Origin of the sequence: Haloarcula hispanica ATCC 33960, assembly GCF_000223905.1 — an archaeon.
GTDB lineage: Archaea > Halobacteriota > Halobacteria > Halobacteriales > Haloarculaceae > Haloarcula > Haloarcula hispanica.
Window position 1 is genome coordinate 1142426 of sequence record NC_015948.1, and the last position, 12962, is coordinate 1155387.

12 protein-coding genes are annotated in these 12962 nt (G+C 58.2%); 8 read left to right on the forward strand and 4 right to left on the reverse strand.

The features are described from left to right. The first annotated feature begins 69 nt into the window (after window positions 1-69). Both HAH_RS05865 and HAH_RS05870 read left to right on the forward strand, forming a co-directional pair. Window positions 70-1770, forward strand: coding sequence for a glycosyltransferase family 39 protein (locus tag HAH_RS05865; RefSeq protein ID WP_023843212.1), 1701 nt, complete (start codon window positions 70-72; stop codon window positions 1768-1770). Between the two features lie 105 nt (window positions 1771-1875). Next, complete coding sequence (locus HAH_RS05870) at window positions 1876-3021, forward strand: glycosyltransferase family 4 protein (RefSeq protein ID WP_044951781.1); 1146 nt, start codon at window positions 1876-1878, stop codon at window positions 3019-3021. 3 nt (window positions 3022-3024) lie between these two features. Here HAH_RS05870 and HAH_RS05875 read toward each other — a convergent pair whose 3' ends face one another. Further along, the gene (locus HAH_RS05875) at window positions 3025-4425 is read right to left on the reverse strand and encodes a flippase (protein WP_023843213.1); all 1401 of its coding nucleotides are present in this window, start codon (window positions 4423-4425) and stop codon (window positions 3025-3027) included. A 183-nt stretch (window positions 4426-4608) separates the two neighbouring features. Here HAH_RS05875 and HAH_RS05880 point away from each other — a divergent pair, with 183 nt between their 5' ends. The 4 genes from HAH_RS05880 to HAH_RS05895 all read left to right on the forward strand — a co-directional run bounded on the left by HAH_RS05880 (window position 4609) and on the right by HAH_RS05895 (window position 9329). After that, entirely contained in the window at window positions 4609-5556 is a 948-nt protein-coding gene (locus tag HAH_RS05880; protein ID WP_023843214.1) for an alkaline phosphatase family protein, read from the forward strand. 88 nt (window positions 5557-5644) lie between these two features. Then, on the forward strand, window positions 5645-6826 hold the full coding sequence (locus HAH_RS05885; protein WP_044951784.1) for a glycosyltransferase family 4 protein: 1182 nt from the start codon (window positions 5645-5647) through the stop codon (window positions 6824-6826). Between the two features lie 68 nt (window positions 6827-6894). Beyond that, entirely contained in the window at window positions 6895-7872 is a 978-nt protein-coding gene (locus HAH_RS05890; RefSeq protein ID WP_014040090.1) for an alkaline phosphatase family protein, read from the forward strand. Window positions 7873-7874: 2 nt separating this feature from the next. After that, window positions 7875-9329, forward strand: a complete 1455-nt coding sequence (locus tag HAH_RS05895) for a sulfatase (RefSeq protein ID WP_023843215.1) — start codon at window positions 7875-7877, stop codon at window positions 9327-9329. Here the strand turns inward: HAH_RS05895 and HAH_RS05900 are convergent. Beyond that, the gene (locus HAH_RS05900) at window positions 9320-10168 is read right to left on the reverse strand and encodes a TrmB family transcriptional regulator (protein WP_014040092.1); all 849 of its coding nucleotides are present in this window, start codon (window positions 10166-10168) and stop codon (window positions 9320-9322) included. The two genes, HAH_RS05895 and HAH_RS05900, sit on opposite strands and share 10 nt — an antisense overlap. A gap of 328 nt (window positions 10169-10496) precedes the next feature. Between HAH_RS05900 and aglJ the strand changes: the two genes are divergently transcribed. Beyond that, a complete protein-coding gene (gene aglJ / locus HAH_RS05905; RefSeq protein ID WP_014040093.1) occupies window positions 10497-11567 on the forward strand; it encodes an S-layer glycoprotein N-glycosyltransferase AglJ in 1071 nt (356 codons plus the stop codon). Window position 11568: 1 nt separating this feature from the next. Here aglJ and HAH_RS05910 read toward each other — a convergent pair whose 3' ends face one another. Both HAH_RS05910 and HAH_RS05915 read right to left on the reverse strand, forming a co-directional pair. Further along, a complete protein-coding gene (locus tag HAH_RS05910) occupies window positions 11569-11895 on the reverse strand; it encodes a hypothetical protein (RefSeq protein WP_008309691.1) in 327 nt (108 codons plus the stop codon). A 46-nt stretch (window positions 11896-11941) separates the two neighbouring features. Continuing rightward, entirely contained in the window at window positions 11942-12292 is a 351-nt protein-coding gene (locus HAH_RS05915) for a winged helix-turn-helix transcriptional regulator (protein WP_014040094.1), read from the reverse strand. A 136-nt stretch (window positions 12293-12428) separates the two neighbouring features. Between HAH_RS05915 and HAH_RS05920 the strand changes: the two genes are divergently transcribed. Continuing rightward, window positions 12429-12848, forward strand: coding sequence for a DoxX family protein (locus HAH_RS05920; RefSeq protein WP_014040095.1), 420 nt, complete (start codon window positions 12429-12431; stop codon window positions 12846-12848). Window positions 12849-12962 lie beyond the last annotated feature (114 nt).

A 12962-nucleotide genomic window follows, 5' to 3' on the forward strand; every position in this document is an offset into this window, starting at 1 on the left:
TAACCATGTGCAGAGGGTACTCTCGTAAAATCGCACAGACTATTACAGTCAGTGGGTAATCAAGAAGAAATGCCCTCTAATCTGTGGAACAGAATCAGTAAGTCGGTCCGACGTGAGCCGGTTGTCCCGATCATTGCGCTCGCTGCGTTCCTGTTGATGTTCTTCGGTACCTGGCGACTGCGGCCGCATCTGACGTTTCCGGACGAAACCGGCGCTATCGAACTCGCTCTCAGGATGGGATACGAGCAGAACCCCTTCATCGATAACTTCCGGAAGGGTGGGAACCTTCACCTCTACCTTCTGGCGCTCTCTTTTGTCCCGGTGACGCTGTACTGGCTCGTGACCGGACAGTTCGGCGACATCATGTCGGGCGCAGCTAGCGTCGGCAGCTCGCCGAGCTGGGGTGTGTCGCCTGATCTTCTCACAGCCTTCTACGACGTGCTGTTCGCCGGTCGGCTAGTATCTGTCCTGTTCGGTGTTGGGACTGTTGTCGTCCTCTATTACCTCGGTAGAGAACTACTGGACCGCCGTGCCGGAATCCTTGCGTCCGTTTTTCTCACGACTTCTGTCGGGTATGTCCTCACCGCCCACTACGCAACTGAGGACGTCCCGATGACGTTCTTCCTCATGCTCGGGTTCCTGCTAACGGTTCGTGCGTTTCATTCGAGAGAGACCAGAACGCTGTTGGCTGCCGCACTGGTCGCTGGCCTGGCAGCGTCAACGAAAGCAACGGCCGGGCTCCTCGTTCTTCCGATCGCTATCGTCATCATCGAACGCCACTGGGACGGGTCGAGGACCGTTGGTGAGTTCGTCAAAGCGGTTTGGAGGTACCCGACGCTAACTATACTCAGCTACGTCACTACAACGCCATCGATATTCGTCCATCCGGGTTCATGGGCCGACGAGATATCTCGATATATCTACCGAAGTACGAGCGATTCTGTTGCGTACAATTGGTCGGACCCGGGGTGGCTCATCCAGCTCGCACACCTCGCCGAAGGGCAGGGAATCATGCTATTCCTGTTTTCTATACTGTCCGTACTGCTTGTCATCGCCTTCCTCTTGCGGGGTACCCTCGACAGTGCGGTTTGGCTGTTGCTCGTCTATGCCATCCCGTACTTCATCGTCATCACGCAAGGGAATATGACACAGTTCCCTCGGGTAATGCCGCTCTTCCCGATTCTCGCGGTCCTCGCTGGTATCGCTGGCTCGGAGTTGAGTCAGTTCTCCCATCCGGTCCGTCTAGCCGGGATCGGACTTCTAACGCTTGTCATTGTCTTTTCTGGCGTACACACGACCGTTGGTGTCGCAGATATTAACGAATCACGTCAGGAGGCCACGGCGTGGACACACGCCAACCTAGATAGCTCCGACACTGTTGACGTGTACTCGCAGCAAGTGTATCTCCCAGAATTTCCAGACGAGACAACTGTGAACCGATATGAAATCCACTCCACCTTCCCCCGAGAAAACTGGCAGCCAGGGCTTGAACGTCTGGACTGTAACGCGCCCGAGTACGTCGTGCTCTCCAGTTACCACTACTTCCGCTTTTTCAAGGATCCGTCCGTGTTCCCGGATGTGACTGAACGCATGTCGGCGCTGTTTGCCGAGGAAGACTACGAAATCGTCCGGACGTTCGGTCCGCCGGTGAACACCGAACTCAGCGCGGAGCGAAAGTTCAGAGACAGCGCCGGACTTTCGTCGTTCCCCGAGGACGGAAATCCGACTATCCTCGTGATGAAGCGGATAGACGATGAACCGACCTGTTAATGACAACTATATGTCTAGATCACTCCCCGGGACCCGTTCTCTCCACCCACGGACACTACAGGGTAGCCAGCGAATCACCCGTGACACTGGGCGAAAGTGGCATCTATGACTGACGAATCGCTCCAGAGCGTCTGCGTCGTGACCCATCCCCTCGCCGCTGCTGGCGAGAACGCCACACGAAGCCTACTCGACATCCTGTCGGCTGTGACATCAGTCGCGCTCGTGACGGCTGACCTGCCGGCTGATTCCGAGATTCGCGACCGGCACGAACTCGTTGAGCTCACGCGAAAAGGCGCGGGCGACTCCGTCGTCACCGCCGCCGTCCGGTTCCTGCTGAACCAACTCCGGATGTGTCGCGTTATTGCTGACCGTGACGAAGACGTAGTCCTTTTTTTCGGCGCAACGTCGTACCTGCTTCCCATTATCGCGGCTCGGTTGCTCGGTAAAACGGTTCTCGTCGAACCCCGCGGCGACGTGCCGCTGACGCTCCGGCTGAACTGGGAACAGCAGTTGCCGGACCCGGTGGCTGCCGGGCTCGCCGGTGCCGTCCGTGCACTCGAACGAGCCGGCTTCGCCGCGGCTCACGGGGTCATCACGTACACGCCCGAGATGGCCCGCCAACTGGACCTGCATCCGGAATCCCCGACCGTGTATCCGATGGGGGCGCGCTACGTCCGGACGGACGAATTTCGCGTCCAGCAGCCCTACGCCGACCGCGACCGCGTCGTTGGGTTCCTCGGACGGCTCGACGAAGAGAAGGGCATCCGGGAACTCGCTTCTGTCGCCGCGGAACTACCTGGTGACGTGACGTTCCGGTTCATCGGCGACGGTGACCTCCGTGAGTGGCTGGAAACCGAACTCGCGTCTGAAATCGAACGTGGCGCAGTCGAACTCACCGGCTGGGTTGATCACGACGACGTACCCGATCAACTCAACGATCTCTCGCTGCTCGTGTTGCCGTCACAGCCGACGGAGGGACTACCGACGACAATTCTGGAGGCGCTGGCCTGCGGAACGCCGGTACTGGCCTCGCCGGTTTCGGGCGTTCCAGACGTTGTCCGCGAGGGCGAAACCGGCTTCCTGCTCGATTCACGGGAGCCGGCGGCGCTTCGACAGACAATACTCGATATTCTGGACCGAGACGACCTCGACAGCATCAGCGAGAACGGACGCGATCGAATCGATACCGAGTACAGCTTTGAGGCGGCCTGCGAGCGGTACAGGTCGATACTTGTGGCGTGCAATCGGTAGGCGCTACACCATCTGTAACACGCGCTCTCTGATTTCGCGGTCCGTTGCCATGCCGAGACCGTACGCGACGACGCCGAGTGCGACTAAGCCACCAAGCTTCAAAAGCGTCGATGGCGGGAAGATGGTTGACGCCGCGTACACCACTGCGCCCATCATTAACGCTGTGACCGTCTGCCTTCCGAGCGCCCGCCAGTTTGCTGTCACAGTGATGAACCGCCGGAGATACGCGATCTGAATGACGAGCGCGATGCTGACTGTCGTTATTGTTGCCGCCGCTGCACCGAACGATCCGAGTTCCGGGACCAGTAACAGATTGAGTACAACGTTTGCAACGAGGGTCAGCGCTGCCGTCCGGAATACGAGATTCGGGTGGCCGATCCCCGTGAGCGTCCGCTGGATCAGGATTCTCGGGGCCTGCAACAACTTCTCCGCCATCAGGAGGATGAGGATTAACCCACCCGTGTCGAAGTCATAGACGAGTTGCATGAATGGATCGGCGAGTATCGCTACACCGACTACGGCGGGGATGACAAGCAGGAGACCATATGTGAAGCCTTCGCTTAGGGCCGTTTCAATGCGACTGTACTCATTGCGTGACGCCCACTCGCTGATAGATGGAAACACTGCCTGGCTTAGGGCTTGGCTAGCCATTACTGCGACTACACTGACCTTCCAAGAAGCCTCGTATACGGCAACAGCGGTCTTTGACGCGAAGTATGCCAACACGAGCGTGTCTGCCCAGTTGTATGCTAGGGAACTCACACTATTGAATGATGTATACTTCGAGAAACTCCAGAGGTCTCTGACAGTTTCCCAAGTTGGGATAGATAGCGTACTTGATAAGGCGAAGTAAAATATGACAAACTTCACGACAACTCCAATCAAGACACCATATAACAGAGCAAATATCTTCAACCCGGCTATGATTAGCGCGATACTTGTTACTATACGAATTACTTCACCAAAGAGTTCGATAAGAGAGCTAAGCGCCACTCGCCCTTCACCACGAAGGGCTGCTCCGGTAAGCCATCTCCCGGTACTGGAAATAATAAATACAATCAGTAAGGGTACGGCCGCCACACCAATGTATTCGTCTACATAGCCTTCAAGTACGAACAATCCGAGAGACATAATTACAATTGGAGCGAGTGTTATGAGGTATCCTGCAGTCAAGTACGACCCACGCTGTTGAGTTGTCGTTTCGCTGATTCGCTTCTCTATCCCTGTATCGACTCCAAGCCGCGCTCCGGTCATCAACACGCTCGTGACCGCATCAAAGGTGAAAAAGATTCCAAGAACCGTTCCTCCGAGAGTTTGAGCAAAATATGCGGTTCCAACAAAACCAATTAGACTCAGTACGATATTACTGGCGTATATAACAACACTTGACCGGTCGATATCCATCGATATCTGTGGATTTCTTCCATATGTTTATTATTCTGTCCTTATTAAAACAACGAGGGTTCTTAGCGATGCTAGATATTGTCTCTCAACTCGACTCTCCAATTGTACCGTATTTAATCATCCGGGCCTGGACAGGGTGCCATTTCAAAACATTCATTCGACCACCAAATCAACACAGTACAGATGAGCTTCTCTGATTGGTTTTTTGATACAGTGGACCGCCTACAATCAGATCCTTCTCCAAAGAATCTCGAGATAGCACTCAGAAAGTTATGGGCCGGCTTGCTCGGGAGATTCGCTCCAAAGCAACAGGAAGGGCAGGTGGTTTGGGACGAAGACTGGGATATATTGGTCATCTTGGACGGATGCAGGGCTGATGCCATGGAAGAAATCATACAGGGAACTTCTTATCAATCTCTTTTTGCTGATAGCAAACTCGAGACGCGCTGGTCAGTCGGCGGTACCAGCTCTGAATGGATCAAAAAAACGTTTAATGAAAGACATTCAGCAGAGATCCAAGAAACCGCATATATCACAGGCAATCCATATACGGACCAGATACAATACGATGAGTTTTCAGAGTTCACTCATTTTGGGATCGCCAGTACGGAGTATGATATTCGGACGGTTTCGCCTCGGAAACTGACTAATCACGCGATTAACACTTGGAGAAAACGCGACGAGAAGGGCGTTGATAGAATGATTGTTCATTACATGCAACCACATGCACCCTTCCGGTCGCGACCAGAGTGGTTTCGTGAATTCAAGGGCACAAAGAAGTTCGGTAGCAAAGTCTGGTGGCGCCTCTGTGATGGCACCGTTTCGCACGATGACTTCTGGACTGCATATATTGACAACCTAGAGTGGATACTGGAAGAAGTTAGTATCCTCTCAACGTCTATTGATGGCTCCATCGCTCTAACCGCTGACCACGGCAATGCAAAAGGTGAATGCGGGGTATATGGCCACCCGAAAGGAGTTCCGGTCAGTGCTGTAAGAGAGGTCCCGTGGATTACACTAGACGGGATAGATACTGAGGAATATACCCCTGAGTATAATGTCTCTGATAGCGGCGGAGATGATCAAAAGCCTGCCCGTGAATCGCAACTTGAAGCCTTAGGTTATAAGTGATAATCATATCTGAATACACTCCATGGCTATCTGGCTAGTAGAGAGACGACAAGAATAACTGTTAATTCCCCCATCTCCCACCATCAGTATGCCGCGAGTTCTCATCGGACCGACCAAAACAGACATTCATAACAACGAATACGGGAAGAGTTACAATCTCCTGAATAACCTGTACGACGATAATTTTACTGTCGATATATACACGAGATCAGTTTCTGATACTCTTAGACCGGAAAACGTTACTGTGTATCCGCTTGGGGGCTCTAACAGGATCTCGTTCTATAGTTATTTGTATTATAGACTTTTAAGAGAACTTCGGGAGGGATCTGTTGATATATATCACCACATGAATCTCAGCTACAGGTGGTTCAATCCAATCCTCGTTTCAGAGCTTCATGACAATGTTCCTGTCGTCGTTGGACCGTGCCAAACAGGGCATGCCATCATGGCTGAGGAATTCAATCGGATGCTTTCTTCTTGGGTAGGGAGAAACCTTCCGAGGCCATTTACCGATCCACTTCACACAATTGTTGACGCGACTCGCGATGTAATCCTTGATCCACCTCGGATGGATTTGTTCAAGCGAACGCTTGACGCCGCAGACCGAATTGTGGTTGTCGATCAAGAAGCCTACGAGATGTATGCTGACCTCGTTGACGAATCGAAGCTCCGGACGATCCCGCTGGGCGTTGATCCGGACGTCTTCGAGTACAGTGAACCGGACGACTCACATGAACTCGTGGCCATCGGTAGCCTTCGGGAACGGAAAGGCTATGATATCTTGATCGAAGCACTTGATCAAATCCAGCAGGAATATCCCGAAGTCCAGCTCCACGTCTTTGGTGACGGGCCGCAAGAAGACGAATTGGTCGCTCAGGTCAAGCATCTCGATCTAGACGAAAACGTCACGTTCCACGGGTATGTTGACCAGTCTATTGTCCGAGAACACTTATCCCGAGCACGTGCCTTCGTCCACCCTTCTCGGTCAGAGGGCTTTTCCATGGTCCGTCTGGAAGCCATGTCGACCGGCTGTCCAGTGGTCGTTACCAATGTTTCTGGAGCAAACGAAATGGTCCGCGACGGGGAGGAGGGCTTTGTCGTTCCGACAGAGGAACCGGAACCAATCGCAGACGCCGTCACCACCTTGCTCTCCGATTACGAACTCACGAAACAGATATCCAGACAGGCACGAGACCGTGTTGAGGAGAAGTACGACTGGCGGAAAATCGCGGAGGAGTACCTCGACCTGTACCGTTCGCTGTCTGGCTAAGGTCGTACCGCCGTCTATCGCGTGCATCGAAAGGTCTTAAGCCGTCGACTGAGACGTTCAGGGTAGATATGGTCCTCGTAGTGCTGGGTATCGATGCACTCGACCCGGAACTAGTAGACTCGACGGCACATCCGAATTTGACGCTCGCTGACCACCACGCTATCGAGACGATCAGGAGCGTCGAGGGCGGCCCCAGCACGCACGAACTCTGGCCGACGATCATTACCGGGCTCAGGCCCCCGGAACACGGCATCACGCTTGACGACGGCGTTGCCTGGGAGAACCCCGTCCTCCGGTTCGGGAGTGCTGCCGCGGACTACCTTCTCCCGTCGGGGCTGCAGACGCGTCTCGGCGCGTGGCTACTGAACAACACCGAACAGGACGCGTTCCGGATCCCGGCGACCTACTACGAGGAGAACGGCCTGTCGACAGTGTTCGACGGCCGGGAGGCGGCTCCAATCGGCATCCCCAACTACGTCATCGACCCGGACACGGAGGACCGCGAACACAGCCTCCGGCGGAACCTCGGCGACCTCTTCGAGCGCGACCTCGAAGCGAAAGGCGGCCACTCGTCGACAGACCCGGCGCTGTTCTACGAGCAGTGCCTCGAAATGTCGATGGTTCGCCTCGCTCGCGCACGTCGGGCGCTCAGAGGTGGGCGACACGAACTGGTGTTTGCATACACGAGCGGGCTCGACCTCATCGGCCACGTTGCGTACGAACAACCGTCTCTACAGGACCGCGCCTATGAAGAACTCGACGAGTTCGTCGGCGAGGTTCGAGACGACCTCGGTGACAACGACGAGCTACTGCTCGTCAGCGACCACGGTCTGCAGGACGGCGTCCACACCGATGAGGCGATGGTTGCGGGGACCGACGCAGCCATGGTCGACGCAATCGAGAGTGTCGTCGACGTCCGGGCGGCTATCGAAGCCGAACTCGACGAAACAGACCACACGTCGACACCGCAGGTGACGGCGTCGGACGACGGCGACCGGTCGGGGGAGGAAGTCAAAGAGCACCTCGAAGATCTCGGGTATATGTAGCCATGTCGGGCGATCCAAACATCTTGCTGGTCATCCTCGACAGCGTCCGTGCACAGAACCTCAGCGCCTACGGCCACGTCAACGAGACGACGCCGTTTCTGGACTCGTTCGCCACAGAGCGGGCGACGCTGTACGAGCAGGCCCGAGCGCCTGGTGCGCGGAGCGTCACGAGCCACGCGAGCATTTTCTCCGGGTTGCACGTCGAAGAACACGGTATCGTCTCGGCGGGGCATCGGCTCGACCCGTCGGCGTCAGTCTTCGCACAGCTGCGAGAAGACGGGTACAGCACCGGCGTGTTCACCGAAAATGACTGGCTGACGGCCGTCGATGTCGGACTCCGGGACGGGTTTGACGAGATCGTCGGGGCGCGGAACGTCCCGTTCCCGGGCGCAGTCAACCCCCACGAGTTTGTCTCGAACGAGGGACGGGGACAGTACGCGGAGTTCGTCAGACTCGCGCTGACAGACGACGCGCCGCTCCGGTCGCTGGCAAACGGTGTGGCGACGAAACTCCAGTCCGATTACAAGCGGTTCCTCCCGGATAGCGTCAGAGCATCGACGCCGGCGGACGTCTACGTGGATTCGCTGCTGGACTGGAGCGACCGACAGGACGGGCCGTGGGCGGCGTGTCTCAACCTGATGGACGCCCACATTCCGTACGAACCGATGCCGGACTACGACCAGTGGGGGGGCTCGGAGGCGTCGTCGTTGCAGGCTTCCTTCGAGGACCAGAAGTGGGACTTCAACGGCGGACACCGCCCGTGGTGGCAGAAGAAGGCGGTCGAGTCGCTGTACGACGGGGGGATTCGCCAGATGGACGCGGAACTCGAACGGCTCGTTTCGTCGCTCGAACGGCGTGGTGAGCTTGATGACACGCTTCTCGTCATCACGAGCGATCACGGCGAGGGCTTCGGCGAACAGAGCGACGTTCGGCCGGGTGTCCGGGTCGCCGAACACGGCGTCGCGATTCACGACAGCGTACTCCACGTCCCGCTCATCGTGCGCTATCCGGGCCAGACCGAGTCTCATCGGGTCGACCGTCCCGCGTCGCTGGTCGAATTTCCGCGGGTCGTGAACCGGCTTCGGGCCGACGATCAACAGACTGCCGGCTTCTGTCCCGACGGACCGGTCCTCGCTACTGCGGTCGGCCTCGACGAGCCGCTGCAGGAACGCGCCGGTGCGTACGTCGGGGACCTGTCGCCGTGGACCGCCACGTCGCGAGCGGTGTTCAAAGACGACAGTGAGGGAGTTGTCAAGTACTGTACTAACCGCGACCGCGCCGCCACCGTCGTCAGCCGCGACGCCCAGACGTCGTACAAAGTGTCCGACGGCGGTGCGGAACACGTCGACAGCGCATTCGAATCGATAGAGGAACTCGACGTCAAGACGACGGGCGAGGACTTCGACGACCTCGACGACGGGACGTACCAGCGGCTGGAAGACCTCGGCTACGTCTGATGGGCCGTTTCGACGCTCTCGTACTCCCAGATCAGATCGAAGTACCGCTTCATCCCGGCGACGAACGACCCGTTGTCCGTAATCGCGGCCTGGCGCATGTGGTTGGGAACGTCCGGCTCCTCGACCAGTAGAATCGCCTCGCCGCTGTCGTAGTCCATGCTCGGGTCGACGAGCGTGCCGCGCCAGGGGAGTTTCTCCGTGCTGAACCGCAGGTCGACAGCGGGGAACTCCGCCGTCAGCCGCTCGACGATGTCAGCCTGGATGGCTGCCTTCTCCGGTGGGAGTTCGTCGGGATGCAGGAAGAGAACGCTGACTTCGACCCCACGGTCGAGTGTCTTGGCCAGTGCACGCTCGACGTTGTCGAGGTAGGCGAAGCTATTGGTGATAACCCGAAGCGTCTCGGCGGCGTCGTCGTATAGCCGTCTGGTCTCGCGTTCGCTCGGTTCACCCACGTCGACGACGTGGAACAGTTCGGCCGTCGGCGAGATGTCCTCGCTGGCGCGGTCGAACCGCGGTTCGTACTCGGCGAGGAACGCATCGCGGTAGGAGTCGATGTCGGCGGCGAACGATTCGTATGACTGTCTGTGGTTCTCGACCGCCCGGTCGAGGATTTCGCCGGGCGATTTCGGCTGGTATTCCTTGGGACGACCGGGAATCACCTTGATGAAGCCGCGGTCGGACAGCGCCTCCAGCACGCCGTAGACGCGGGCCTTCGGGATGCCGCTCGCTTCAGCGAGATTCGGGGCCGTCGTCCGGCCGAGCGAGAGCAACTGTTCCAGCGCCGTCGCCTCGTATTCGGTCAGCCCGACCAGGTCGAACACGTCCGCAGGGTCGCTCATACACGCTCATGTGTGGCAGGGGATGTAAAACGCGTCGCCCATCGCCGGAACCTATTAGTGGGTGGCTGTGAGTAGTTACTCGCAGAGTGAGTAACATGACTGCGACATCCCAGACCGAAGAAGACGATCACCTGGCAGACATCGAAGACGGCTGTGGCTGCGCGGAGGTCTGGGAGCACATGAGCGAGCAACGCGACGACTGACACGGCTGTTATCAGTTGCTTCCGACTGTCGCCGCTTGCTTGCCGATGACTGCGGGAACTTAAAACAGAATCCGCACGCGGCCAGACCCGCATTTATTTGCCTTCGCGTGGATGACGTTGAATCAATGGCCGACCGAGACGACGTCTGTATACTGTTGCCGACATTCAACGAGGCAGAGACTATCGAGTCGGTCGTGTCCGGGTTCCGCGAGCAGGGCTTCGACGACGTCCTCGTCATCGACGGTGGGTCAACCGACGGGACACAGGACATCGCCGAATCGGCCGGCGCGCGGGTCGTCGAACAGTCCGGCTCGGGGAAGGGGCAGGCCGTCAGGGAGGCGGTGACGCGCCACATCGAGCAGCCGTACGTCCTGATGGCCGATGGGGACGCGACCTATCGGCCCGACGAGGCGGACAGGCTCCTCAAGCCGCTGTTGTCGGGTCAGGCTGCCCACGTCATCGGGAACCGGTTCGCGGATATGCAACCCGGCGCGATGACGAAGCTGAACCAGATCGGCAACCGCATCATCAACAGGGCCTTCGAAACGATTCACGGACGGGACCTCACCGACATCCTCTCGGGGTATCGAGCGTTCACGCGTCAGTCGTTCCAGCGGAGTTCGCTGACGGCGTCTGGCTTCGGTATCGAGACGGAGATGGCCGTCGAGTGTGTCAAACATAACGTCTCGACGGCGGTGGTGCCGATCACCTATCAGCCCCGACCAGACGAGTCCGACACGAACCTCCGTCCGTTCCGGGACGGCGCGACGATCATCCTGACGCTGTACCAAATGGCGAAGACGAACAATCCGCTGTTTTACTTCGGAAGCGTGGGCCTCGGGAGCACCGTGGTCGGGTTCCTACTTGGAGCGTACGTGGCCTACGACTGGGTCGTCAACAGTATCTCACACGAGGTGATTGCCGTTGTCGGCTCGTTCGCCATTCTACTGGGGATTCAGCTCCTCATGTTCGGCGTCCTATCGGATATGCTCGTGGCGGTGAATCGCGAGCAGACGCGCCGGTTAGAGGACATCGCAGTCCAGCTCACACACGAGAGCCGTAGTCGGCCGGTGGATGTGTTCGACGACCAGCGGGTCGGCGACGCAGAGCACGGCAAGAAGGGCGACGCGGAAGACACCGGAGACAGCGACATAGAGACAGAGCCGGCGGTGTCCTCCCACAGTTCCGACGAGTAGCTCAGAACGGGACCAGCGCGCGTAGCTGGGAGAGAATACTGTTTCTGGTGGCTTCCCGTTTCCGTTCGAATATCGGATGAAGGTCGTTGAGTAGCTCCTGCTCGTTGTCGAACTCCGTGGCGGTCGTCTCCTCGAGTGCCTCGGCGACGGTCATCGAGTGGCCCGACGCGTCGAACGGGACCGCGATGTGGCCGGCGGCGTCCCGGACCTCCCTCGCCGTCGCGGGATACTCGATGTCCACGTCCGACAGGCGGGCGTCGAGTGCCGCGATACCGAACTCGATGACGTCTGGCTCGTCGCTGTTATCGGCTGGTGGCCGTACTCCCATTGGTAAAGCGATGGGGCCGGGGGATAGAAAAGTCTGCGTTGTCGGATCAGCTCTGGCAACCGGCCAGCCACTCCTCGGCCCAGTCCTCGATTTCGTCGAACACTGGACAGAGGGATTCGCCCTTGGGCGTGAGCTGGTAGTACGTCGCGACGGGGGCGTCCTCTTCGAGCCGCCGGTCGACGAAGTCCATCTCCTGGAGGTCGTCGAGGACCCGCGAGAGGGTTCGGGAGCTGGCGTCGGTGGCGCGCTTGAGTTCGTTGAACCGCTGTTCACCGTTCTGGAGTTCGTGGAGCACGACCAGCCGCCAGCGCGACCCGATCTGTTCCAGCGACTCGATGACGGCACACGGCCCGCTCTCTTCCTCCTCGTCCGCGGTGGTGAATACTTCAGATGACATCGGTGCTACCTGGTATCTCCCTTGTCCGGGAACGTACAAATAGGTTCGCATACGAACCAAGTAACGTAATGAAACTACCAATCGCGGTTCGACAGTCTCGTAGCGAAACCACTCCTGTACCGGCGGTGAGCGCCTGATGGCGTTCGAGTCCGCTGGTGCGGGCGAACTGTTCCTGCTGGGACGAATCCTGTTCGGCGGCGTCCTCGCCTTCATGGGCCTGAACCACTTCCAGAGCGCTGAGCAGATGGCCCCCTACGCGGAGGCAAAGGGGCTCCCGGCACCGGTGGCGTCGGTCTACGGGAGCGGCGGACTGCTCCTCGTCAGCGGTATCCTCGTTATCCTCGGTGCGTACCCCGTCATCGCAGCCGGGGCGCTGGCGACGTTCCTCGTCGCCTCCGCCGTCATGATGCACAACTTCTGGGCGGTTCCGGACGACCAAGTACAGGACGAGATGACGCAGTTCCTCAAGAACGTCGCCCTCGCCGGCGGCGCGCTGTCCCTGCTTGCAGTGGCCGGCACGTCGTGGCCGTACAGCGTCGGTATGTCCCTGTTTTGAGGTGACGTATCTGGCTGGCACGGTTGCCTGATTCCGGTCCGCTCCCCGTTCGTCACTGCTGGAGAGTGACACCTGCCGCCATCCATAAGCCGTCCCGTACCTGAACTGTGCATG